At 61.2% G+C, this 23,825-nt stretch carries 19 protein-coding genes; 12 read left to right on the plus strand and 7 right to left on the minus strand.

Features of this window, described 5'->3' with window-relative positions:
• Positions 1-16: 16 nt before the first annotated feature.
• Positions 17-880 (minus strand): DMT family transporter, encoded by an 864-nt coding sequence (locus AS026_RS07310; protein ID WP_018858007.1) that lies wholly within the window; start codon positions 878-880, stop codon positions 17-19.
• A gap of 89 nt (positions 881-969) precedes the next feature.
• Here AS026_RS07310 and AS026_RS07315 point away from each other — a divergent pair, with 89 nt between their 5' ends.
• Positions 970-2,385: an aminotransferase-like domain-containing protein gene (locus AS026_RS07315; RefSeq protein WP_205634453.1), complete on the plus strand. Its 1,416-nt coding sequence runs from the start codon at positions 970-972 to the stop codon at positions 2,383-2,385.
• Positions 2,386-2,407: 22 nt separating this feature from the next.
• Here the strand turns inward: AS026_RS07315 and AS026_RS07320 are convergent, their stop codons facing one another.
• Entirely contained in the window at positions 2,408-3,184 is a 777-nt protein-coding gene (locus AS026_RS07320) for a DUF1194 domain-containing protein (protein ID WP_062369198.1), read from the minus strand.
• 278 nt (positions 3,185-3,462) lie between these two features.
• Here AS026_RS07320 and AS026_RS07325 point away from each other — a divergent pair, with 278 nt between their 5' ends.
• Positions 3,463-4,428, plus strand: coding sequence for a S1C family serine protease (locus tag AS026_RS07325; protein ID WP_025660210.1), 966 nt, complete (start codon positions 3,463-3,465; stop codon positions 4,426-4,428).
• 399 nt (positions 4,429-4,827) lie between these two features.
• On the opposite strand, the gene xdhC is transcribed toward AS026_RS07325, so the two are convergent.
• Positions 4,828-5,682, minus strand: coding sequence for a xanthine dehydrogenase accessory protein XdhC (gene xdhC / locus AS026_RS07330; protein WP_062369199.1), 855 nt, complete (start codon positions 5,680-5,682; stop codon positions 4,828-4,830).
• A 246-nt stretch (positions 5,683-5,928) separates the two neighbouring features.
• The gene (locus tag AS026_RS07335) at positions 5,929-6,981 is read right to left on the minus strand and encodes an AraC family transcriptional regulator (RefSeq protein WP_062369200.1); all 1,053 of its coding nucleotides are present in this window, start codon (positions 6,979-6,981) and stop codon (positions 5,929-5,931) included.
• A gap of 154 nt (positions 6,982-7,135) precedes the next feature.
• Between AS026_RS07335 and AS026_RS07340 the strand changes: the two genes are divergently transcribed.
• From AS026_RS07340 to AS026_RS07375, 8 genes are all read left to right on the plus strand, one after another.
• A complete protein-coding gene (locus tag AS026_RS07340; RefSeq protein ID WP_062369201.1) occupies positions 7,136-7,903 on the plus strand; it encodes a 3-hydroxyacyl-CoA dehydrogenase in 768 nt (255 codons plus the stop codon).
• 25 nt (positions 7,904-7,928) lie between these two features.
• Entirely contained in the window at positions 7,929-9,116 is a 1,188-nt protein-coding gene (locus AS026_RS07345) for an acetyl-CoA C-acyltransferase (RefSeq protein ID WP_062369202.1), read from the plus strand.
• Between the two features lie 22 nt (positions 9,117-9,138).
• Positions 9,139-10,266, plus strand: coding sequence for an acyl-CoA dehydrogenase family protein (locus AS026_RS07350; RefSeq protein ID WP_062369203.1), 1,128 nt, complete (start codon positions 9,139-9,141; stop codon positions 10,264-10,266).
• A gap of 68 nt (positions 10,267-10,334) precedes the next feature.
• Positions 10,335-11,567: a thiamine pyrophosphate-dependent enzyme gene (locus AS026_RS07355; RefSeq protein ID WP_062369204.1), complete on the plus strand. Its 1,233-nt coding sequence runs from the start codon at positions 10,335-10,337 to the stop codon at positions 11,565-11,567.
• 1 nt (position 11,568) lies between these two features.
• Positions 11,569-12,582 (plus strand): alpha-ketoacid dehydrogenase subunit beta, encoded by a 1,014-nt coding sequence (locus AS026_RS07360; RefSeq protein ID WP_018857997.1) that lies wholly within the window; start codon positions 11,569-11,571, stop codon positions 12,580-12,582.
• Positions 12,583-12,585: 3 nt separating this feature from the next.
• Positions 12,586-13,842, plus strand: coding sequence for a dihydrolipoamide acetyltransferase family protein (locus AS026_RS07365; protein ID WP_062369205.1), 1,257 nt, complete (start codon positions 12,586-12,588; stop codon positions 13,840-13,842).
• A 5-nt stretch (positions 13,843-13,847) separates the two neighbouring features.
• Positions 13,848-15,245: a dihydrolipoyl dehydrogenase gene (gene lpdA, locus AS026_RS07370; protein WP_062369206.1), complete on the plus strand. Its 1,398-nt coding sequence runs from the start codon at positions 13,848-13,850 to the stop codon at positions 15,243-15,245.
• 101 nt (positions 15,246-15,346) lie between these two features.
• Positions 15,347-15,871: a hypothetical protein gene (locus AS026_RS07375; RefSeq protein ID WP_062369207.1), complete on the plus strand. Its 525-nt coding sequence runs from the start codon at positions 15,347-15,349 to the stop codon at positions 15,869-15,871.
• A gap of 19 nt (positions 15,872-15,890) precedes the next feature.
• Here AS026_RS07375 and AS026_RS07380 read toward each other — a convergent pair whose 3' ends face one another.
• Together AS026_RS07380 and traA are read right to left on the minus strand one after the other, a co-directional pair.
• Complete coding sequence (locus AS026_RS07380; protein ID WP_062369208.1) at positions 15,891-16,907, minus strand: LacI family DNA-binding transcriptional regulator; 1,017 nt, start codon at positions 16,905-16,907, stop codon at positions 15,891-15,893.
• Positions 16,908-17,022: 115 nt separating this feature from the next.
• Positions 17,023-20,277: a Ti-type conjugative transfer relaxase TraA gene (gene traA, locus AS026_RS07385; RefSeq protein WP_062369209.1), complete on the minus strand. Its 3,255-nt coding sequence runs from the start codon at positions 20,275-20,277 to the stop codon at positions 17,023-17,025.
• 282 nt (positions 20,278-20,559) lie between these two features.
• On the opposite strand from traA, the gene AS026_RS07390 reads away from it, so the two are divergent.
• Positions 20,560-20,865 (plus strand): hypothetical protein, encoded by a 306-nt coding sequence (locus tag AS026_RS07390; protein ID WP_062369210.1) that lies wholly within the window; start codon positions 20,560-20,562, stop codon positions 20,863-20,865.
• Positions 20,862-22,574 (plus strand): type IV secretory system conjugative DNA transfer family protein, encoded by a 1,713-nt coding sequence (locus tag AS026_RS07395; RefSeq protein ID WP_062369211.1) that lies wholly within the window; start codon positions 20,862-20,864, stop codon positions 22,572-22,574. Before AS026_RS07390 ends, AS026_RS07395 begins: the two co-directional genes overlap by 4 nt.
• Positions 22,575-22,775: 201 nt before the next feature.
• On the opposite strand, the gene AS026_RS07400 is transcribed toward AS026_RS07395, so the two are convergent.
• Positions 22,776-23,696, minus strand: coding sequence for an ArdC family protein (locus tag AS026_RS07400; protein WP_062369212.1), 921 nt, complete (start codon positions 23,694-23,696; stop codon positions 22,776-22,778).
• Between the last annotated feature and the right edge of the window lie 129 nt (positions 23,697-23,825).

The raw sequence follows: 23,825 nt of genomic DNA on the forward strand, positions 1-23,825 counted from the left end.
ACGACGAGGCGTCGCGCTATCGGGCGAATTTGCGGGCAGCCGCCACGCAGGCAATCACCGCTGCGGTTACCGCAAACATCGTCCAGGTCACCGTTTCATGCAGCAGCGTTGCGGCAAGCGTCAGGCCGAGGAAGGGCTGAAGCAATTGCAGTTGACCGACGCTCGCGATTCCGCCTTGTGCCAGGCCCCGATACCAGAAAACAAAGCCGATCAGCATGCTGAATAAAGAGACATAGACGAGGCCCGCCAACGCAGGGGCATTGATGCCCGAGAAGCTTGTCGGCATGAACCAGATCGATGCAAGGATCATCAGCGGCAGCGACAGAACGAGCGCCCAGGAAATGACCTGCCATCCCCCGAGTTTCCGCGAGAGCTTCGCCCCCTCGGCGTAACCAAGCCCGCAGACGACGATCGCCGCCATCATCAAGGCGTCTCCTAGGGGCGCAGCACTCAGTCCTTGCGCCACGGCGAAACTGCAGACCAGCGCACTTCCCATCACTGCAAAGAGCCAGAATGCCAACTTCGGACGTTCCCCGCCGCGGATCACGCCAAAGATGGCGGTGGCAAGTGGCAGGAGCCCGATAAAGACCACCGAATGTGCCGAGGTAACATGCTGCAGGGCAAGCGCAGTCAACAATGGAAAGCCGACCACCACGCCTGCGGCAACCACCACCAGCGATATCAGATCATCTCTTGCCGGACGCTTCTCCTTGAACAGCAGCAACAGCAAAAGCGCCAGTGCTCCTGCAATTCCCGCTCGCGCCACTGTCAGAAACACCGGATCAAACTGCATGACCGCCACACGCGTGGCGGGCAGGGAGCCGCTGAAAATCACTACGCCAATAAGGCCGTTAAGCCACCCAGATGCGGTGCGGTCCATGTATACACTGCCTTTCTCACATGCCGTTCTTATCGGCCCAAAGCCATGGCAGCGCCAGCGACAATCTGGTACAGTTCAACAAAACTGTTATGCCTGAGGTAGCAGTACAGATGGATGTAAATACGGAGCTCAACACCAGCCGGGTGGCGACGGTCATGGCCACGATCCGGCAACGGATCGCCGGCCGCAACCTGACGCCGGGCGCAAAATTGCCATCCGTTCGGGCAATGGCCAAAGCATCCGGCGTCTCCACGTCGACGGTCGTCGACGCCTATGAGCGCCTGGTTGCCGAAGGCGTGATCCTGTCTCGACCAGGTTCCGGTTTCTACGTCGCAAACCAGGCCGCTCCATTTTCCCTCTCCGACATCGGCCCCAAGCTGGACCGAGCCGTCGATCCGTTCTGGGTTTCCCGGCAGTCGCTTGAAGCCGATGACGGAGATCTGAAGCCAGGTTGCGGCTGGCTCCCACCGTCCTGGCTTCCGGAAACCGGCATTCGACGGGCCTTGCGAACACTGTCGCGTGCCGACAACAGGGCGTTCGCCGACTACGGCTCGCCCCTCGGATTACCGCCGTTACGCCAGCATATTGCGCGACGCATGGCGGAGCGAGGCGTGGAGGCCTCCCCGGATCAAATCATGCTGACGGAATCGGGCACACAGGCGATCGATCTTCTCTGCCGTTTCCTTCTCGAACCTGATGACGTCGTGCTGGTGGATGATCCCTGCTACTTCAATTTCCAGGCGCTGCTGCGGGCCCATCGCGCAAGGATCGTCAGTGTCCCCTATACGCCCTCAGGTCCGAACATCGAACTGTTCAGCCAGGTTGTGGCTGAACACCGACCACGCCTCTACATCACCAACTCGGCAATCCACAACCCGACAGGCGCGACGCTTTCTCCTGTTGCGGCCCACAAGGTCTTGAAGATCGCTGATCAATTCGAACTCACCATCGTCGAGGACGATATTTTCGCCGATTTCGAGCACACGCCGGCGCCCCGTCTTGCGGCGTTTGATGGCTTGGACAGGGTCATCCATATAGGAAGCTTCTCCAAAACCCTGTCGGCCTCGGCCCGCTGCGGTTTCATCGCCGCAAAGCCGGAATGGGTCGATGCACTGATCGATCTCAAGATCGCCACCACATTCGGCGGCGGGCGGCTTTCGTCCGAACTTGTTTATAAGGTCCTCAGTGATGGCAGCTACCGCAAGCATGTCGAGGCTCTGCGCAGCCGGCTCTCGGAGGCGATGTTTAACGTCTCGGCGAAGCTGAAGAACCTCGGCATCGTTCCCTGGCTGGAACCCTCGGCAGGCATGTTCCTTTGGTGCCGGTTGCCCGGAGACGTCAACGCTGCCGATGTTGCACGCGCTGCCCTGGAACGGAAAATTGTCCTCGCCCCAGGAAACGCGTTCAGCCTTTCACAATCAGCCCAGAACTTTATGCGCTTCAATGTTTCCCAGACGTTGGATGCCCGCGTCTTCGATGTGCTGCGCGACACATTGAGGGGCTGAGAGGGCGGCAGCCGGTTCGCGATCATCGCTCGAACATGTCCTGCCATTGCCGCTCGCCGATCATGCAGTCGGTCGCGGGTTGGCCGGCGATCCGCTGTGTCGCCGGCGGCGGAGGAAGACCACTGACCTCAAGCACAAGTTTCCGCCGCACCGCGACGGCGAAATCCTCGATCTTGTAGACTGGCAAGACAAAAGAACCGGGGCCACCGATCACGCAATCCGCATAATACCTGTCGAGACCGCCTGGAGCCCCGGACGGGCGCAGCATGAGCGCAAGTCCATTGATGACCATGCCCGTCTCCACTGCCTTGTCGCGAGTTGGCGCAACCGGACTGCCGGAATTGTTCGTACCGTCTCCCGAGACGTCGATCACCTGTCGCATACCGGTGTAGGGGCTGGAGACGATCATCGCAGCCCCTTGCGCAATCGCGGTGGAGATCGACGTGCGGCGCTGCGTGGCGATCGGACGCTGCTCGAGCTTGTTGGCAAAGTCGATCGCGTCCTGTTCCGTCGCGATCACATGCCAGTCGATGACGGAATCCGGCACCACATAGCCCGCCCATTCGAAGTAACTGATCGCAATGCGTCCTGTGAGCCCCCCGGTCACCGCATCGATGAATTCTCTGTGCTTGAGAGCCTCGACATAGCCTTCGCGCTGGATGCGAGCCTCTTCCTGATCCATGGATCGAGAGGTATCGACTGCGAGGACGAGTTTTACGTCAACCTCGCCTCCCCCGGGTTCCGCCACAGCGGGGGTTGCACCGGAGAGGCTGATCAGCATCGCGAGCGTCGCAAACATGGCATTCCAATCCCCTTATCCAAGCAGTCAAAAATGTAGCACAGCTTCACATGCAGGCGACGTTGCCTTGCATCCCCTGGGTCAAATTTCAGTGATGGGCCGGCTCGATGCTGGTGTCTTTGAAACCTGCCAAACATAGCAGCTTGGACACCCCTTGATTTGAGTTGCGCGCAATCTCATCTGAATAGACACTATTTCAACCTGTCGAACCGACAGCCCCTCGCCTTTGCAGCCGCTGCCGTTCCTCAAAGCGACGCTTGCGCGTCGGAGGAGTTTTCATGGGATTCCTGGATCGTGACATCCAACCGTCTCAGGACGCTAGCCTGTTGGATGCCTATTCTCATTCTGTATCGAACGCGGTCGACCTCGTCGGCCCCGCGGTCAGTCGCATTGAAAGGGTGGGCGGCCGCGCCGGACACGGTTCCGGCTTCGCGATCTCTCCCGATGGTCTTGTCGTGACGAACAACCATGTCGTCGACGATGCCAAGACCGTTCGCATCAAAACGCCAGATGGCGCTGTGATCGAGGGCAAGGTGCTGGGCCGGGATCCGGACAGCGACCTCGCCCTCATTCGAGCGAACGACTGGCCGGGCGCCTGGGCCAAGCTTGGGGACTCGAAGAGCTTGAAGCGCGGCCACATCGCAATCGCAATTGGCAATCCGCTCGGTTTCGAGTGGACGGTGACGGCTGGCATCGTATCCGCGCTCGGCCGATCGATGCGCGCCGCCAGCGGACGCTTGATGGATGACATCATCCAGACCGATGCGGCGCTCAATCCGGGAAATTCCGGAGGCCCGCTCGTGTCCTCGGCAGGCGAGGTCATTGGCGTCAACACGGCCGTGATCCAAGGTGCGCAAAGCATCGCCTTCTCTGTCGCTTCCAACACCGCCAAGCATGTTGTGTCGGAACTCCTGAGGTTCGGCCATGTGCGGCGCGCCTACATCGGCATCGCGGCGGATACCGTGGAACTGCAACGCCGCGTGGCCCTGGAAGCCGGGCTTGTCCAGACAACAGCAGTGCGACTGCGCCGGGTCGAAATTGACAGTCCCGCAGCGCGAGCCGGGCTTCGGGAAGGTGACTATCTGCTTGCGATTGATGGCCACCCGACCTCGGGTATCGACGACGTGGTCAGGCTCATGGATGGCGACAGGATCGACATGGACGTCGAGGTGCTGATCTTTTCAGTCGCGGGGCGGATCGAACGCCACACGGTCCGTCCGACCCATCGACCGAAGTCGGCTTAACCGTCAGGCCGTGTAGCCCTCGACCTCGCCCAATCTTACACGCGGTCTCAAGCAGTGAAGGAACGACCGACCGCCCGCGATTGTTTCCTAGTTGAAAGGGAGACGTCATGAGAGAAGAGTTACGCGAGATATCGTATTCACCGGCCATGTTGCAGAGACAGTATTGCCTCGACAAGGGAGAAGCGCGGCGGCTGCTGACCAGTTTCGGCAGCTCCCGGCATGAAATGGATAGGCTGCTTGCCGCGCGAGGCAGAACAACATTGCATCGAAGGCGCGAAATTCATACGCCTCTGTCAAGAGTTCCCTTTGGCATCGGATAGCCACCGATCGTGAACATCGTACAAAATCACGGTCGGTCAGGAACCCGACGGCTGCCTCGAGGGAGCGGTAGTCGAAAGGTCATTCGTCAGCCTTAAGCTTGTGCTTTCCGCTAACGGCCCCCGCGCCGAAAGATAGCACCGCCACCATAATCTCGGCAGCCGCCAGCGTTGCGATGACCGCGGGGCGCTTATCTTTTATTGCGGTGCCGCCGATCGGGCAGACGAGGCGATCAAGGAGCTCTGGCCTACCCTCTTCGCGTGATAGCCAATTCCTGAAGGTCGCACGCTTCGTCTTCGAGCCGATCATCCCGACATAGGCGGCATCGTCCCGACGCAGTGCTTCCGTGGTAATCAAAAAGTCGAGCGCGTGATCGTGGGTGAGGATGACAAACGCGCTTCCTGCCGGTGCATTGCGCACGATCGCCTCGGGCATTGCGGTCAGGCACGTTTCGATCCCCGAAGCACGTGAGGCGGAAAGCTCGTCTTCACGGGTATCGACCAGTATTGTGCGCAATGGGGCCAGTGACAGTGCAAGGGCCAATGCGTCGCCGACGTGACCGGCTCCAAAGACATAGACATGGGGCCGTTGGGCAATCTCGTCATCGGCCCGAGCAATCAACTCATCGGCCAGTTCGCTTGTGACCGCGGTGAAGGAAAGGCCAACGCGACCACCGCAGCATTGGCCGATCTCCGGTCCGAGAGGAATGCTCATCGTCGCTACCGATTGGGACTGGCGGAGCGCCCGTCGTGCCTGGTCGATCGCCATGTATTCCAGTTGGCCGCCGCCGATCGTTGAAAAGGAACGGCTCCTGGACACCAGCATCCAGGCATCGGTATCGCGCGGCGTCGAGCCGACTGCTCCCGTCACTTCGACGAGTATGCAATCCGGTTCTCCGCGCAAAAAGTCCCGCAAATCCTCGCGAGCGGCAGGCATACCGATCAACCTTTCCTTTCAAGAACACGCATGCGCTCGATGGCCCTCAACACACGTTCCGGCGTGGCCGAAGCACGATGCACGAAGGAACATGATAGTCCGCAATGCTCGCTGCCGCCACATCCCTGGTTGCCCTCCCCTGACAGCGGCCCCTCGTACTCGGCACGGCAATGGTGCGCCGTCTAATTACTATCGTCAGCCGGGTATTTTCATGCGCCGAGTGACGGACTTTTGAAACGTTCAGGGCTAGATCCGGGAGATGTGACGCATCGTCCGCGAACTGCGCCCGTCCTGCCCGGCCGCGCCACTGCCTTCGCGCCTGAACGCGTCGGGGCTTTTCGACATCCATTTGCGGAAGGCTCGGAAGAAGGCGCTGGGCTCCGAATAGCCAAGCTGGGCGGCGATATCGCCTGTTGTCTTCGACGTGTTGAGCAGCAGATCGACGGCAAGATCGCGGCGTATGTCATCCTTGATGCCGGCGTAACTCTGGCCTTCGTCACGCAAGCGGTGACGCAAGGTTGAGGGCGGTATCCGCATTTCAACAGCGAGATCCGAGAATGTCTTCCATGCTGCCGGAGGCACCTTGTCCAGGCGCCGCCTGACGCTGGAGGCGAGCCCCGCATCGTAGCGATAGCGCACGAGGATATTGGCCGGTGCGCCCCGCAAAAACTGCTTCAGCGCCTGTTCCGTGCGCGTGACCGGCAAATCCAGCATTGCGCTGTCGAAACCGAGGCGACTGGTTGGTTGTCCAAACCTGACGGGCGCTCCGAAGAAGAGCCGATAGTCAGCCCCCTGCGTCGGCTCGGCGCAACGGAAATCGACAAGCCGAATCGGAATGCGTCTGCCGACCAGCCAGCAGGTTATCCCATGGATAAGGATCCAATAGGTGCGATAGGCGAAGGCCGACCGTGCTTCACAGGCGTCCGTCAATTCGATCTGGGCAAGCCCGTCTCTGACAACAAGCTTGCCACGCGGATCGTCCAGCACCACGTCGAGGAAACGCAGTGCCCGTCGCAGCGCATGGCCGAGCGTCGGCGCGTGCAGAACACAATGGCAAAGCAGCGTAAAGCTGCCGCTGCGCATCGGACGCCCGCCCATCCCGAAAAACTCGTCATCAAGCTCCCTGGCAATCGCAAGCCAGAGAGCGCCATAGCTCTCGGCGGATACGGGCTCATCGATAACCTCGGGCAGCCCCAGCGACACAAGAATTGGCGCTGTCGGCCGCCCTGTTCGGCGCAAGCTGTCAAGCGCCTCCTCGACGAAGCCGCGCGCGATCATGCGTCTCTCAATGTCAGCCACCAGCTCCTCCACCTATGGCAAAACTGTCCGAAACAATGCAGCATTTTTGTCATCGCTTGCAATATGGCGACGGAATAGAATCCGTCGGCTTGGGTTGGGCCGGGGAGGGTGGCACGGTTCGGGCAGACGATCGCGAGGTGATGGGAGCAAACCGATGCTGATCCGTGAAGGAAGCTTTATCGTTACCGGTGGAGGTTCTGGCCTGGGCGCTGCCACGGCGCGCATGCTGGCTGAGAACGGCGCGCGCGTCATCATCGCCGACCTCAACGAGACTGCCGGCGAAGCGATCGCCGCGGAACTCGGGGGGGACGCAAGATACGTCAAGGCCGATGTGACAAGCGCCGGGGATGCTGCAGCTGTCGTAGCCGCTGCGATGGAGGCCTTTGGCGGCCTGAGCGGGCTGGTGAACTGCGCCGGCGTGGCGCCGGGCGAGAAGATCATCGGTCGCAACGGCCCCCACGACCTCGACAGCTTCGTGCGCACGATCACCATCAACCTCGTTGGCACATTCAATATGATCCGATTGGCAGCATCTGCCATGCAGCAGCAGGACCCGGACGCTGAGGGGGAGCGCGGCGTCATCGTCAACACCGCATCGATCGCGGCCTTCGATGGACAGGTTGGACAGGCCGCATACGCAGCGTCCAAGGGTGGCATTGCCTCGATGACGCTTCCGATTGCACGCGAGCTTGCCCGCCATGGAATTCGGGTCGTGTCGATCGCCCCGGGCATCTTCGAGACGCCGATGATGGCCGGCATGCCACATGAGGTGCAGGAAGCGCTCGGCAAGAGCGTGCCCTTCCCGCCGCGCCTCGGAAGGCCTGCGGAATTTGCGGCGCTGGTGCGCCATATATGTGAAAACAGCATGCTGAACGGCGAGGTCATTCGCCTCGACGGCGCACTGCGCATGAGCGCGCGCTAGCGCGTTTTGACCAGGAGACTTGAACATGGCTTTGCAGGACCCTGTCGTCATTGTCGGAACGGCGCGCACGCCGATCGGCGGCTTCCAAGGCGAACTCAAAGGGGCAACGGCGCCCGACCTCGGTGCCACCGCGATCCGCGCGGCACTTCAACGAAGCCGCGTGGAGCTGGATGCCGTCGACGAGGTCGTCTTCGGCTGCGTGCTCCCGGCCGGCCTCGGCCAGGCGCCTGCCCGGCAGGCGGCGATCGGCGCCGGCCTGCCTTTCTCGACCGGTGCAACCACCGTCAACAAGATGTGTGGCTCCGGCATGAAAGCCGTCATGCTGACACATGATCTCCTGGCAGCAGGCAGCGCCACGATCGGCGTCGCCGGCGGCATGGAAAGCATGACCAACGCGCCCTATCTTCTCGATCGTGCCCGTGGCGGTTACAGGCTCGGCCACGGACGCGTCATCGATCATATGTTCCTCGACGGGCTGGAGGATGCTTATGACAAGGGACGTTTGATGGGCACCTTCGCCGAGGACTGCGCCGAAGCTTACCAGTTCACGCGCGAGGCGCAGGACCATTATGCGGTGACATCATTGACCCGAGCGCAAGAGGCGATCCACACCGGTTGCTTCGACGCCGAGATCACGCCAGTCACGATCGCTGCGGGAAAGAGCGAACAAACGGTCAGCCGGGACGAGCAGCCGGGCAAGGCGAAGATCGACAAGATCCCTCTCCTCAAGCCCGCCTTTCGCGACGGCGGGACCGTGACGGCTGCCAATTCCAGCTCGATTTCCGACGGTGCGGCCGCCCTCGTGCTGATGCGTCGTTCCGAGGCCGAGCGCAGGGGACTGGCACCGCTCGCGACCATTACTGGACACGCCACGCACTCGCAGGCGCCCAATCTCTTTGCTACGGCTCCGATCGGCGCCTTGCAGAAGCTCTCCGATCGCACCGGCTGGCCGCTCGAGACCGTCGATCTCTTCGAGATCAACGAAGCCTTTGCGGTTGTCGCCATGGCTGCGATGCGCGACCTCAGGCTGCCGGAGGAAAAGGTTAACGTGCACGGCGGAGCCTGCGCTCTTGGCCACCCGATCGGCGCATCCGGCGCGCGTATCCTGGTCACGTTGCTTGCCGCCCTCAAGCGCTACGACCTGAAGCGCGGGATGGCAGCTCTGTGCATTGGCGGCGGCGAAGCGACCGCCGTTGCCATCGAGCGGCACTAGAGCGGACAGCAAGGAGGCAAGCATGGTTCTTTCCGATCTCCAGCAGCAAATTCGCGATCTGGCACGGGATTTTGCCCGCGAGCAACTTGCCCCTGGTGCGGCAGCACGTGATCGGGAACACAGGTTTCCGCGCGCAGAGCTGAGCGAGATGGGCGAACTCGGCCTGCTTGGCATGCTGGTTCCCGAGGAATATGGCGGTTCCAATACCGGAACGCTCGCTTATGCAGCAGCTCTCGAGGAGATCGCTGCAGGCGACGGGCCATGCTCGACCATCATGAGCGTCCACAGTTCGGTCGCATGCGTGCCGATCCTGAAGTTCGGCACCGAGGAGCAAAAGCAGCGTTTCCTGCCGAAGCTTGCCAGCGGCGAATGGATTGGCGGCTTTGCGCTGACGGAGCCGCAAGCAGGTTCGGAAGCGTCCAACCTGCGCAGCCGCGCGCGCCTCGATGGCGATCACTACGTGCTCGACGGCGCCAAGCAATTCATCACGTCGGGCAAGAACGGTCAGATGATCATCGTTTTTGCGGTGACCGATCCGGATGCCGGCAAGAAGGGGATTACCGCCTTCATCGTACCGACCGACACGCCGGGCTACGAAGTCGTCCGCGTCGAGGAAAAGCTTGGCCTGCATTCGACCGACACCTGTCAGATCGCCTTCAGCAGCATGCGCGTCCCGGCCGAATTGCGGTTGGGCGCAGAGGGTGAGGGATACCGGATCGCACTTGCGAACCTCGAAGGCGGTCGCATCGGCATCGGCGCTCAGGCTGTCGGCATGGCACGCGCCGCTTTTGAGGCAGCGCGCGACTATGCACGCGAACGCACGGCTTTCGGCAAGGCGATCATCGAGCACCAGGCCGTCGCCTTTCGCCTCGCCGATATGGCGACCCAGATCGAAGCAGCGCGCCAACTCGTCTTTCACGCTGCGGCGCTGCGCGACAATGGCCTGCCGTGCCTCTCCGAAGCATCGATGGCCAAGCTCTTCGCGTCCGAGATGGCAGAGCGGGTCTGTTCGGATGCGATCCAAATCCATGGGGGCTACGGTTATATGGCGGACTATCCGGTCGAGCGCATCTATCGGGATGTGCGCATCTGCCAGATTTATGAAGGCACGAGCGACGTGCAGAGAATGGTGATCGCGCGCAATCTATAAGAACAAGAACTGCGGCGTTCCTCTTTGAGGAGAGAAGCGAACATCGCAGTTGGGAGGGAAAATACGATATGACGGACACAGCTCAACTGAGCCTTCATGTGCCGGAACCTGCCGTCCGGCCGGGCGGCCTACCCGATTTCTCCAACGTGAAGATAGCCAAGGCAGGCGTGGTGCCGCGCCCCGAGATCGACGTTGCGCCGGAAGAGATCCGCGACCTCGCCTACTCGATCATTCGTGTCCTCAACCGCGAGGGAGAGGCTGTCGGCCCATGGTCGGGCATGCTCTCCGACGAAGAGTTGCTGACCGGCCTGCGCAACATGATGAAGCTTCGCGCCTTCGATGCTCGAATGCTCATGGCACAGCGGCAGGGCAAGACGTCCTTCTACATGCAGCATCTCGGCGAGGAAGCCGTCAGTTGCGCCTTCCGTAAGGCGCTTCGCAAGGGCGACATGAACTTCCCGACCTACCGCCAGGCAGGTCTCCTGATCGCCGACGACTATCCGATGGTCGAGATGATGAACCAGATCTTCTCGAACGAAAGCGATCCGTTGCGAGGGCGCCAGCTGCCGATCATGTATTCGTCGAAGGAACACGGCTTTTTCACCATCTCGGGCAACCTCGCCACCCAATATGTCCAGGCGGTCGGCTGGGCCATGGCGTCGGCCATCAAGAACGACAGCAGGATCGCGGCTGCCTGGATCGGCGACGGCTCGACGGCGGAGTCTGATTTTCATTCCGCTCTGGTGTTCGCCTCTACCTACAAAGCCCCGGTCATCCTCAATATCGTCAACAATCAGTGGGCGATTTCGACATTCCAGGGGATCGCCCGCGGCGGCTCCGGCACGTTTGCAGCGCGCGGACTTGGTTTCGGCATTCCGGCCTTGCGCGTCGATGGCAACGACTATCTTGCGGTCTACGCCGTCGCACGTTGGGCAACCGAGCGGGCGCGGCGAAACCTCGGACCTACCCTGATCGAATATGTCACCTACCGCGTTGGCGCCCATTCGACATCTGATGATCCGAGCGCCTATCGGCCAAAGACGGAGTCCGAAGCCTGGCCACTGGGCGATCCGGTGCTGCGCTTGAAAAAGCACCTGATCATCAGGGGCGCATGGTCGGAAGAGCGGCATGTCCAGGCCGAAGCGGAAATCATGGATGAGGTGATTGAAGCCCAGAAGCAGGCCGAGCACCACGGCACGCTGCATGCAGGGGGCAAGCCCTCGGTGCGAGACATCTTCGAAGGCGTCTACGCGGAAATGCCGCCACACATTCGTCGCCAGCGGCAGAAGGCAGGTTTCTGACATGGCCAGGATGACGATGATTGAAGCGGTGCGCAGCGCCATGGACGTTTCAATGGCGCGCGACGACAACGTGGTGGTGTTCGGCGAGGACGTCGGATACTTCGGCGGCGTGTTTCGTTGTACCCAAGGACTGCAGGCGAAGTACGGTAAGACAAGATGCTTCGATACGCCGATCAGCGAGTCCGGCATTGTCGGTACCGCTATCGGCATGGCGGCCTATGGCCTGAAGCCCTGTGTCGAGATCCAGTTCGCCGATTACATGTATCCGGCCTACGATCAGATCACCCAGGAGGCCGCCCGCATCCGCTATCGCTCGAACGGCGACTTCACATGTCCGATCGTGTTGCGAATGCCAACTGGCGGCGGCATTTTCGGCGGCCAGACCCACAGCCAGAGCCCGGAAGCACTGTTCACACATGTCTGCGGCTTGAAGGTCGTCGTACCCTCCAATCCCTATGACGCGAAGGGGCTGCTCATTTCCTCGATCGAGGATCCGGATCCGGTGATGTTCCTGGAACCGAAGCGGCTCTACAACGGGCCATTTGATGGCCACCACGAGCGTCCGGTCACGCCATGGTCGAAGCACGACCTCGGAGAGGTGCCCGAGGGCCATTACTCGATCCCGATCGGCAAGGCCGACATTCGGCGCTCAGGCTCAGCCGTGACGGTCATCGCCTACGGCACGATGGTGCACGTGGCGCTTGCTGCCGCCGAAGACACGGGCATCGATGCCGAGGTGATCGATCTGCGCAGCCTCTTGCCGCTCGACCTCGATAGCATCGTGCAGTCCGTCAACAAGACCGGGCGCTGCGTCGTCGTCCACGAGGCCACCCTGACGTCGGGGTTCGGCGCAGAGATCGCATCTCTCGTGCAGGAGCACTGCTTCTACCATCTCGAAGCGCCGGTCATGCGCGTTGCCGGCTGGGATACGCCCTATCCGCATGCGCAGGAATGGGACTACTTCCCCGGCCCCGGACGGGTTGGACGGGCGCTAGCCGAAGTCATGGAGGCCTGACACATGGGCGAATTCACGATCAAGATGCCCGATGTCGGCGAAGGTGTGGCGGAAGCCGAGCTTGTTGAATGGCACGTCAAGGCGGGCGACCCGGTCAAGGAGGATATGGTCATCGCCGCCGTCATGACCGACAAGGCGACGGTCGAGATCCCTTCGCCCGTTACGGGGACCGTCGTCTGGTTGGGCGCTGAAATTGGCGACAAGATCGCCGTCAAGGCGCCGCTTGTCAGGATCGAGACTGGCGATGGCGAGACGTCAGGCGACGTGAAGGCACCTCCTGCCGAGGCACCGGCGAAAGCTGCCGACAGTCCACCCCCTGCCGTCGAGACGGACACCCGGCCTGTCACCAAGGCCGCGAGTGTGCTTCGCCACGAGGCTCCGGCGCCGGCAGAAAAGCCGCTGGCATCACCATCCGTGCGGCTCTTTGCAAGGGAAAGTGGTGTCGACCTGCGCCAACTCAAGGGATCGGGACCCGCCGGCCGCATTCTTCGCGATGATGTCGAGCTATTCATCGCGCGCGGCGAAGTGCCGTCCCAACCGGTGGCGATCGCGAAAAGGACGTCGACCGAAGAGATCAAGCTCACCGGCCTCAGGCGCCGCATCGCCGAAAAGATGTCGTTGTCGACTTCTCGCATTCCCCACATCACCTATGTCGAGGAAGTCGACATGACGGCCCTGGAGGAATTGCGGGCCACCATGAACCGCGACCGCAAGCCGGAGCAGCCGAAGCTCACTGTCCTGCCGTTCCTGATGCGGGCAATCGTGAAGGCCGTCGCCGAACAACCGAACGTGAACGCGACCTTCGACGACGACAAGGGCATCCTCACCCGGCATGGCGGTGTCCATATCGGCATTGCCGCGCAGACGCCCGCCGGGCTAGTCGTCCCTGTGGTCAAGAACGCGGAGGCGCGTGGGATCTGGGATTGCGCGACCGAGATGGGCCGCCTGGCGGATGCTGCGCGCGCGGGCACCGCAACCCGCGATGAATTGAGCGGGTCGACCATCACCATCAGCTCGCTTGGGGCGCTTGGCGGCATCGTCTCGACGCCTGTCATCAACCACCCTGAGGTCGCGATCGTTGGCGTCAACAAGATCGCTGTGCGCCCGGCCTGGGACGGCACCCAATTCGTGCCGCGCAAGATGATGAATCTCTCCTCGAGTTTCGACCACCGCATCATCGACGGATGGGATGCCGCCACCTTCGTCCAACGTGTTCGGGTCCTTCTCGAGACGCCCGCCCTTATCTTCATCGAAGGCTAACATCCATGAAAGAGATCGTCTGCAAGCTTCTCGTCATCGGCGCCGGGCCGGGCGGCTATGTCTGCGCTATCAGGGCCGGACAACTCGGCCTTGATACCGTCATCGTCGAGGCGGGCAAGCCCGGCGGCACTTGCCTGAATGTCGGATGTATTCCGTCAAAGGCGCTCATCCATGCGGCCGAGGAGTTTGGGGCCACAAGACAGATGCTTGCTGGCAAGAACGCAATGGGCATTCGTGTCGAGGCAGCTTCGATCGACCTTGGAAAAACCATCGCCTGGAAGGATGGGATCGTCGGCCGGCTGAATGGAGGCGTCTCCGCCCTGCTGCAGAAGGCCAGGGTCAAGATCGTTCACGGCCGCGCGGCCTTCCGCGACGGCAAAACCGTGGAGGTCGAAACCGAGGTCGGCATGCAGGTCGTTCGTGCCGAGACGGTGGTGATTGCTACGGGTTCCGAACCTGTGGAACTCGCAGCCCTGCCGTTCAGAGGTCGGGTCATCTCGTCCACGGAGGCGCTCTCGCTGGCCGAACTGCCGAAGCAACTTGTCGTCGTGGGTGGTGGCTATATCGGCCTCGAACTCGGCACGGCATTTGCGAAGCTGGGGTCGGAGGTAACGATCGTCGAGGCGATGCAGCAGATACTGCCGCAATATGATGCCGATCTCGTGCGGCCGGTTGCACGACGGCTTGGCGAACTTGGCCTTCGGGTCCTGACAGGCGCAAAAGCGAAGGGCCTTTCGGACGACGGCAATGCGCTGGCCATCGAGACGTCGGACGGCGAAGAACAACTGCTTCCCGCCGACCGCGTGCTGGTGACCGTCGGTCGCCGCCCCAAAATATCGGGATCGGGTATCGAGGAACTCGATCTCGATCGTACAGGACCATATCTGCGTATCGACGATCGCTGCCGCACCTCGATGCGGGGCGTCTATGCGATCGGTGATATTACCGGCGAGCCAATGCTGGCCCATCGCGCCATGGCGCAGGGCGAAATGGTTGCGGAGATCGTTGCCGGCAAGCAGCGTGCCTGGGACAAGCGTTGCATCCCGGCGATCTGCTTTACCGATCCGGAAATCGTAACGGCAGGACTTTCGCCGGAGGAGGCACGCGCCCAAGGCTACGCGATCCGGGTCGGTCAATTCCCGTTCAGCGCAAACGGCCGCGCAATGACGATGGTGTCTGAGGAAGGCTTCGTGCGGGTCGTGGCGCGTGCGGATACCGGTCTCGTTCTTGGCCTGCAGGCCGTCGGTGCGGGTGTCTCAGAACTGTCGGCGAACTTTGCGCTGGCAATCGAGATGGGCGCACGGCTGGAGGACCTCGCGGGCACAATCCACGCGCATCCGACACGGAGCGAGGCCGTGCAGGAAGCAGCACTGAAGGCGTTGGGGCACGCGCTGCACATCTGATACGATTTTTCCGCAGGAACGGCTTGGGAGGCGCGATATCGGTTTGGCCACGCCGCACAATCTGATAGCAAGCGCGCTCCACCGTCACCGGAGCAGTTGAGATGGCCGCCGCATTGTATCGAGACTACATCGTTGACCTGAAAGCCAGGATCGATGACCTGCACACCAACGCGGAGAGCTATCAGAGCTACGCGTTGACGATGGAACTGCTGGCCCAAAAGAACCTTGTCAGCTACTCCGCAAAAAAAGCGAAGGGGCAAACGGAAGGCCTCTCCTATCGACGGGACTTTACGACGGGGCAAGCTGTCCGGATGCAGCAGGAAAGCGCCTATGCGCTGTTCAGCGGGTTCTTCAATCTTGGCCAGTTTCTGGCCTTCACCGGACAGGGGCGCGAGCAGGATGCCAAACAGTTCGCCGAGCTTCTAACCGATAATTGGCAGTACCCGACCTGTGCGGTACATTTTGACTACCGTCGGAAGGGACAACCAAAGACGGCGTCCACCCGGATGCACTTTGTCGGTTTAAATGGGGAGGCGGAAGCCACATCCTACGAGCAGACGGCTCGAACGGACAGTTTGGTGCTGCGCAGGCCTTTTGCATCTGCTCTGTTCTGGGAATGGAAATAACGCGGCCGGGCAGATCGACTTAGCCGCCCCGAATCGAGCCGCGCCAAACCAGTTCGGCATGAAGTCTGATCGACTGCTCGTGGACGGCGCCATCATTGTCCGGCTGCGAATGCGAGAGCCAGTCGATCGCCTTGGAAGCCATCGCTGAAACCGGCTGGGCGAAGGTCGTCAGGTCATACGAGGACCATGAGGCCTGCTCGATATTGTCAAAGCCTGCAATGCACAGCTGGTCTGGCACCGATATCGAAAACTGGTGGCGGGCGGCGTCCATGAACCCGCATGCGAGGAGGTCGGTCGCGCAGAAGACGGCATCCGGGCGTTGCGGGCGCGTCAACATTCGCTGTGCGAGGACTTTTCCCGCGTCGTAACCCGTCCACCCATGACGTTCGACAGAAACCGCCATTCCGAGCGCATTCGCCGCCGCGACGAATCCCCGCTCACGAGCCATCAAGCTTGGTGTTCCGGCTTCCGAGTTGGCAAAAGCCAGCTTCCGGCATCCAGCTCTGACGAAGGCTGTCACCACCTGCCCAGCCGCCTCGCGATCATCAAGATTGATCCGCAAGGGACCTGGCTGTTCGTCATCGCGATTGATGAGGACAAGCCGCTGTCCGCTTCGCAGACAGAGTTGTGCGATGGATTTGTCCGGCATTCCGGACAGGATGATCGAAGCATCTGCGCGATAGCGGATCGCTTGGCGAAGGGCCTGGTCCACGCTGCCGTCCGAGCGGTCCGTGTTGATCAACATCGCCACCTTGCCGGCATTCTGCAGCAACATTGTCAGTTCGCGTAGCAAAGCAGAACGATTGGGTGTCGCCACGTCGGACACGATGAGGCAAACAATGCCGCTTTCATTGCGCATGAGACCGCGGGCAAGAGCATTTACGTGGTAGCCGAGCGTTTCGGCTGCCTCGAGCACCCGTCGCCGGGTCTCGGGTGAGACGCTGGCACCCGGCGTAAACGTCCGCGACACAGCGGATCGTGAAACCCCCGCTCTGTCAGCGACTTCCTGCGCACTTACGAATACCTTCTCCGACACGCGATTCCGTCTCCCACCCACATGAAATCTGCACATTGCTGAACGGCGCACAAGTCGAGTTTTTGCCTTCCGCCATGACCACCTGATGACAGCCATGCGTTCGGCATTGTCGACGCTACATCCCCAATCGCAACCCCTTCCTCCGTGAAAGCGAGCGCTTCATCTCACTCTGCCGAGTGAGTTCGGCCCGATGGCTACGATCGGCGAGGCGCACGACGTCGCGGATGCGCTCGATATCGCCAGTCTGATCAAGCCCAGCCCTCCTCAGCTGCCCGGCGAGATCAGACGGATTGGCGCGGCCGAAGCGTTTTTCGACCGCACTCGCCGTCTCCCTTGCTTCGTCGAGCGCCTTGGAGCCCTCGATCGTCGCCTTTAGCTGTGCAACGAACGCCCCCTTTTCCGCGTAAGGCAGATCATCGAGCTTCCGTAGCAGCGCTTCGGCATGGTTGCTGAGACCAGGCACGTCGATCACATCCTCCTTTTCTCGCCTCCATTGCTCGGAATTGCATTCCGCCTCAAAACGGCGTTGCCAAGTCTTTCCGGACTGTTCGACACGAAACGCAAGCGCGTTGACGAGGCCAAGTGCCTGTCGGCGCTCAGTGTTCTCTCCGAATGTTCCTGTCCTTCCCACGAGAGTGCCGACTGTCTCCGGTGTGGAGCGAAGCTGTTTCCCGAGTTCAGCAGGGTCTGCGTTTCCTTCGACAATGCGGCCCCGCAACCCGTCAATGGCGGCATGTGCGTCGGAGTATATCCGTCGGGCAAGCAACTTCGCGGATTCCCAATCGCGTTCAAATACCGGCATCGCTTTCAAGCGTGCTACGTCATCCACGCTGTTCTCATACTTGGCGATTGCCGGGACTAGCACCGGACGATCATGACCGTGGTCAAGCCTCTCAGGACCGATGCCTTCACACACATTATGACCACTCAGCGACGGCGTTTGGTGCGTGGGCGCGACAGTGTTTCCTGCCGGAACGGACCGCTCCTCCTTCTCGGCCTCACCGCCCTTGCCATGGTGATCACCTATGCCGTGTCGGCCGGCAACCGATGGGGCATAGTCGAGCGTGGTCTCCTTGGCCCCTGACCTGCTGAGTGTCTCACTCAAGGACCGCACCGTCTTGAACTCGTCCAACCCCGCATAAAGCTGTGCCTTCTCACGATGACGGGTCATTGCGACGTAGGCCAGATGTCGGTCCATGGTCCTCGATGCCAGAACGAAACTGCAATCCACCGTCGACCCTTGGGTCTTGTGGATTGTTGTCGCGTAGCCGTGATCAAACGCCCGATAGCTATTGACCGGCATGGTCACACAGCGTTGGCCTTTTGCCGCCTGTGCGCTTCCATCAAGCCGGACTTGTATTGCATCCGGCGCGACAGACATCACTTCACCCAAGATGCCGTTCTTGACGCCGAGGTCGCGATCGTTTTCCAGGAAAACGATCCGATCGCCCCGGGCGAAGGCGCGTATCCCGTTGTTCGTGCGGTAAGTGAGTTCATGACCCTGGACGTCCGATCCTTTAGCGCCTTTCGCAAGGCCACCACACTCCTGTAATGCTGCCCGTATTCCAGCATTGATTGAAGCCACGTCCTTGCGACTGTGCGCCATCGCAATGCGTGTACCATCAGGGTTTGCCGATCGGTCAGCAACATAATCCGCAATGATCGCCTTCAAAGCATCCTCGCGGCTTGCCTTCAGATGGAGATTTCCGTGTGCGTTGTAGGCTGACAGCCCAGCAGTGGTCCGGTGAGAGGCAAAGTCGATTGAGGCCCGCTTTTGCCAATCCGATCTTTGCCTGCGAACTTCAGAAAGCTGCGCATGTCCGACCACGTTTGCGATTGCTCGAAACGGCGCTCCTGCTCCAATCGCCTGGAGCTGTTCATGGTCTCCGACAAGGACGAGTTTTGCTCCAGCCTCTCTGATCTCCTCGACGAAGCGCGCAAGCTGCCGGCTTCCAATCATTCCGGCTTCGTCGATGACGAACACATCCCTCGATTTGGGGCGACTGCGACCGGCCTGCCAACTGTATTCCCAGGACGCAAGAGTACGGCTCACTATGCCTGACGATTCCTCCAACCCTTCCGCCGCCTTGCCGGCGAGCGCTGCCCCGTGAACACGATAGCCCTGAGCCTCCCAGGCCTGCCGAGCGGCTGCCAGCATCGTGCTCTTGCCAGCACCTGCCATGCCGAGCACCACCGCGATCTGACCAGGCGCGGTGACATGTTCGATCGCACGACGCTGTTCGCCCGACAGGCCCTGCCCCGACGAAGCACCGCTCGCCTTGATCAGCCGGTCCTGATCGAAAATCGCTTTTTCAACGTGCCGCTTCGAGACCCAGTGCTTTTGACGTCCTTTCATTGCCACCACCGAGGTTGCCATCGCACCCTCGACCGCAACCATCTCCATCGTCGAATAGCGTGCCTCTCCGCTGCCGCCGCGATCAGCTGTTTCAGGTTTCAGTTCGACCAGTGCCTTGGACGACATGACTGATGCAAAGGCATTCTGGAATGTCTGCGGATCATCATTGATGTAGCGGTGCAGGGCCCGGGCAATGTCGTAACGGTTGAAGACACTCTTCTCGTTGGTGATGAGCTTCAAAATCTCTTCGGGACGCCGGCGAATGGTCTCTGCATTTCGATCGGCCGATTGCGGAGCGATGCGGGCACGCGAGACTTGCCCACCTTGGCGACCTATCTGGGTCGCGTGAACACCGACATGTTCGGTCGGCTCGATCGTCAGCCCAGCCTCCAGGTGGGAGCGGTGGTCAATGCGAACATCGACGCTTGCTTTCGCAAGATGCCGATTGGCGAGGTGCTCCCAGGCTTGCCGGAGCTCCTGCAGCTGCAACTGCGATGGGAGCATATGGTTGGCGAGAAGCCATCGGTTCTCTCGCTCAAGCAGCGTCTTATCGCCAAGGCCACACTCTTTCACCTCTCGGGTCGTCATCATCAGATGCGCGTGGCAGTTGCGCAGATCGCTTTTGACGTCGGGCTGATGGATTGCGAAGTCGACGGCCGCGCCATAGCGATTGGCGAGATGCTGGGCAAGCGCACGGGTCAAAGCCAAGCGCTGATCTGGATTGAGCTCGTGCGGCAGCGCGATCTCGAATTCCCGGGCGATACGCGCGTCGCTTCGCTTCTCCGCACGCTCGGCGGCGTTCCACAAGACCGATCGCTTCATTGCCCAATCAGCCGACACTTCAGCGGGCAATACGATCTCGGCATGCTCCACTCCCTTTTTGTTGGTGAAGTCATGGATCATCCCGTCGCGCTCATTGGTGAGCCTCGCCGCAGCACGATAGGCGGCGGAGGCGACAGCACTGCGCCCGCCACTGCGAGCGATCGCCTTCATGCTGAGATGATAGATCGCCATAGTCCTCCTCTTCCCGCGGGGTCTGCCGGCCCGCGCACTGAGTTGCCCCGCAACTCGTAAGTGCGCCCTTGTGCCCTCGTCGGCTTGCCTCCTCCGGCCCTGGTGGGAGCATGCAGGCGATGCCCGCGACCAGTGTCTTCGCTGCCTGCTGCATGCATCTACCCGCAGATTTGCGAGTTGCCGGATTGCAAGGGTTCGATGAGCCTCATGGCCGCGCATTCATCGCGGACGACACCTGGCCGGACATGCGCTTCAGCAACAGTTCAAAGGGGAGACAGCAACGTGGCACGCAAATCGATCGGCGAACGGCTGGCGCAGCTGGAAGCGCGGCGAAAGACATTGCAGATCCGCCTCAGCAAGCAGGAGCGCAGCATCGACACCAGGCGCAAGGTGCTGATCGGCGCCCTCATCCTGCATCGGCTGACCAACCGTGATGTGCAGATATCGGAAGGGCTTGCCACGTGGCTCAGATCCGAACTGCCGAAGTTCCTGGTCCGGGACGCCGACCGGCAACTGTTTGACGACCTGCTCACGGTGCAGGCGCCAACGTCGGGCACTGAGACCGTTGACAGTGAGGTGGGTCAATGACCCAGTCTGCTCTCGTCAAACGTGCTGTGGAAAACATGATCCGCATGGCCGCGCGCGACCCATTATGGGCGATCGTCGCAATGATCACGTTTCCGTTCCGCTACGCAAAGTCGTTCGCCATGCATGCGATGAGCTATGTTTCGATCATCCTGATTGTCTCAATCGGGATCGACTATCTGACCCGGCGCCTTCCCGGCAGCAGCGAAGGAGGCATCCTCGTCCTTGTCGGCAACTGCGTGTTTTTCCTGTTTGCACTGGCGTTGCTCCTGCGGATGCTGTCCGCCCCCCTGATCACGCATTTTGGAATGGCAAGTGACGACACGCATGGCTCGGCGCGCCTGGCCAGCAAAAAGGAAATCAAACCGCTGACGCGATCACCTGACGGTCTGCTGATCGGTCGCGCGCCTGGCTCGGGCCGGCTTCTTCGCTATGACGGACCGGCGCATCTCATCACGATGGCGCCGACGCGCAGTGGCAAAGGTGTCGGGACGATCATCCCGAACCTGTTGACGGCAGATCGTTCGATCATCTGCGTCGATCCAAAAGGCGAGAATGCAAGGGTAGCGGGCGACGCACGGCTCCGCTTTGGACCGGTTCATATCCTCGATCCATTCGGCATTACCGGCAAGCCATCTGCCGACTTCAATCCTCTCAGCGGCTTTGACGCTGACAGTATCGATGTCGCCGAGGACGCGGCCACGCTTGCCGATGCGCTCGTGTTCGACGAACCAGGCCTTGCGGGTGATGCTCACTGGAACGAGGAAGCCAAGGCCCTGATTGCGGGACTGCTTCTCCATGTCGTTGCAACCCAGCCCGATGACAGGCGCACACTGACGATGCTGAGGCACATGCTGACGCTGGCACCAGAAGCGTTCCGCATCCTGCTCGACGAGATGCAGGACAGTGATGCGGTCAATGGACTGATCGCGCGTGCGGCCAACCGGCATCTTGGCAAGTCCGATCGCGAGGCAAGCGGCGTGCTTTCGGCCGCACAGCGGCACACGCATTTCCTCGACAGCCCGCGCATGACCAACGTGCTGTCGCGATCGGATTTCCGGTTTGGCGATCTGAAGGCCGAAAAGGCGACCGTCTTTCTGGTGTTGCCGCCAGACAGGCTTGCGGCCTATTCGCGCTGGCTGCGCCTGTTGATCTCCCAGAGCCTGATCGAGATGGCGCGCACGCCACCTTCGTCACACTCATCGGCGTCAGTTTCATCGGCGTCACGTTCGTCGGCACCACCCGTCCTGTATCTTCTCGATGAGTTTGCAGCCCTTGGCCATCTGGCCCCGATCGAACGGGCCATGGGGCTGATGGCAGGGTATGGCGTGCAGCTCTGGCCGATCGTCCAGGACATTCATCAGCTACGCGCCACCTATGGCCAGCGGGCCGGCACGTTCTTGTCGAATGCCGGCGTGTTGCAGGTCTTCGGGGTCAATGATCATGACAGTGCCCGGCTGGTCTCCGACCTGCTCGGCGAGGAGACTGTCGTGTTCAATACGATTGCGCGCGCACTCGATTCCGAAAAGACCGGTCTCTCGTTGGCCGAGCAGCATGTCGCCCGCCCGCTTCTGACACCCGACGAAGTCCGCAACCTACCCGCCAGTGTCGAGATCCTGTTCATCGCCGGACAGCGGCCGATCGCTGCCGGAAAGCTCAGATACTACGCGGATCCGGAATTTGCAGGACTGTTCGAAGAGCCTCAAACTTAAATTGCCGGGTGCTCTTCAGCGCGCCATTCCTTCGTTACACACCAAGTCCGAGACGTCAGTATCTTGGCCAGCGGCGAGCAGCGGTCATCGCCCGCGAGTTGCCCAAAGGATGCACTGAACACGTAAATGGGAAGACCCCCGCTCGGGTTGGGCGGGGTCCTGTTTTCCATGCGGCAGCATCGTCAGGCGTGAAAGGGCGGCTCACGCCGCCCCCTCGCCTGCGATGCGTGGCTGCAGGTGATGCAGGTAATCGACGGCACGCTGCGCCTGTGAGGCGGCCTGGAAGATCGCGCGCCTGTCGCCGCTGAGCACCGTCAGCCAGCTGTCGATGTAGCTTGCATGATCGGGACGCGGTTCAAGTTCCGGAACGATCCCGAGATCGGCGCACAGGAATGCGCTGCCGAGTTCGGCAATCAGTTCTTCCCGGGCGCGCTCACTGCGATCCTTCCCATAGCGGCTGAGATCGCGATCGAGCCGTCCCTTGGCTGAAGTCCAGTGCGTCATCTCGTGACTGAGGATGGCAACGTATGAAGCGTCGTCCCGGAAGGCGTCGCAGTGCGGCATCTGTATATAGTCGTGGGCTGCGGCATAATAGGCCGATGTGCCGCCATGACGGATCATGGCGCCGGTGTTGGCAAAGAAGCGACCGGCCTCACCGATGCGGTCGAATGGGTCCGAGAGGCTTGCTGTTGGTTGGACCCGGGCATCGAGGCCATCGATTTGATCGGCATTGAAGACGGTGTAGGCTTTCATGAAGGGGATGGAGCGTTCGACGTCATCGCCGCCATCAGCCGTTTCGGTGCGGATGATCGAGCTGGCAAAGACGACGGTCGTTCCGCTCTCGCCCTTGCGAACCGCGCCGCCAAGTTCGAGCGCCTGGCGGAATGTCATCCAGGTCGAGGATGCGAAGCCGCGGGTGATTGCCTCCGACCAGAGGAGGATGACGTTGATCCCGGAATAGGGTGCGCCATTGAAGCGCAGCGGTCGTGAGACCGGATCGGACGGATAAGCGCTATGCCAGGGTTGGGTCCAGGGACGGACACCCTGTTCGAGAGCGGCAATGATTGTGTCGGTGATGCGGCCGTGGATGTCGGATCGTTGGCTGGTTTGCTGCCTTGTCATGTTGGAACCTCCGCTTGGGGTCGCGACCATCGCGACCTGCTACGGCGGTCCAAAAGCCGGGCTTCAAGCGCTGGCCGGCACCCGAAGGGCCGAAACGCCAGTGGAGGACGGCAACGCCGTTGCGGCCAG

Source organism: Rhizobium altiplani, assembly GCF_001542405.1.
Classification (GTDB): domain Bacteria; phylum Pseudomonadota; class Alphaproteobacteria; order Rhizobiales; family Rhizobiaceae; genus Rhizobium; species Rhizobium altiplani.

Excerpts from the sequence above, each read along its gene's own strand:
- AS026_RS07320 (WP_062369198.1), bottom strand. The coding sequence starts at position 3,184 with ATGTTTGCGACGCTCGCGATGCTGATCAGCCTCTCCGGTGCAACCCCC.
- AS026_RS07315 (WP_205634453.1), top strand. The coding sequence starts at position 970 with ATGCCTGAGGTAGCAGTACAGATGGATGTAAATACGGAGCTCAACACC.
- AS026_RS07365 (WP_062369205.1), top strand. The coding sequence starts at position 12,586 with ATGGGCGAATTCACGATCAAGATGCCCGATGTCGGCGAAGGTGTGGCG.
- AS026_RS07325 (WP_025660210.1), top strand. The coding sequence starts at position 3,463 with ATGGGATTCCTGGATCGTGACATCCAACCGTCTCAGGACGCTAGCCTG.
- AS026_RS07400 (WP_062369212.1), bottom strand. The coding sequence starts at position 23,696 with ATGACAAGGCAGCAAACCAGCCAACGATCCGACATCCACGGCCGCATC.
- AS026_RS07340 (WP_062369201.1), top strand. The coding sequence starts at position 7,136 with ATGCTGATCCGTGAAGGAAGCTTTATCGTTACCGGTGGAGGTTCTGGC.
- AS026_RS07350 (WP_062369203.1), top strand. The coding sequence starts at position 9,139 with ATGGTTCTTTCCGATCTCCAGCAGCAAATTCGCGATCTGGCACGGGAT.
- xdhC (WP_062369199.1), bottom strand. The coding sequence starts at position 5,682 with ATGCCTGCCGCTCGCGAGGATTTGCGGGACTTTTTGCGCGGAGAACCG.
- AS026_RS07395 (WP_062369211.1), top strand. The coding sequence starts at position 20,862 with ATGACCCAGTCTGCTCTCGTCAAACGTGCTGTGGAAAACATGATCCGC.
- AS026_RS07360 (WP_018857997.1), top strand. The coding sequence starts at position 11,569 with ATGGCCAGGATGACGATGATTGAAGCGGTGCGCAGCGCCATGGACGTT.
- traA (WP_062369209.1), bottom strand. The coding sequence starts at position 20,277 with ATGGCGATCTATCATCTCAGCATGAAGGCGATCGCTCGCAGTGGCGGG.
- AS026_RS07355 (WP_062369204.1), top strand. The coding sequence starts at position 10,335 with ATGACGGACACAGCTCAACTGAGCCTTCATGTGCCGGAACCTGCCGTC.
- AS026_RS07345 (WP_062369202.1), top strand. The coding sequence starts at position 7,929 with ATGGCTTTGCAGGACCCTGTCGTCATTGTCGGAACGGCGCGCACGCCG.
- lpdA (WP_062369206.1), top strand. The coding sequence starts at position 13,848 with ATGAAAGAGATCGTCTGCAAGCTTCTCGTCATCGGCGCCGGGCCGGGC.
- AS026_RS07310 (WP_018858007.1), bottom strand. The coding sequence starts at position 880 with ATGGACCGCACCGCATCTGGGTGGCTTAACGGCCTTATTGGCGTAGTG.
- AS026_RS07375 (WP_062369207.1), top strand. The coding sequence starts at position 15,347 with ATGGCCGCCGCATTGTATCGAGACTACATCGTTGACCTGAAAGCCAGG.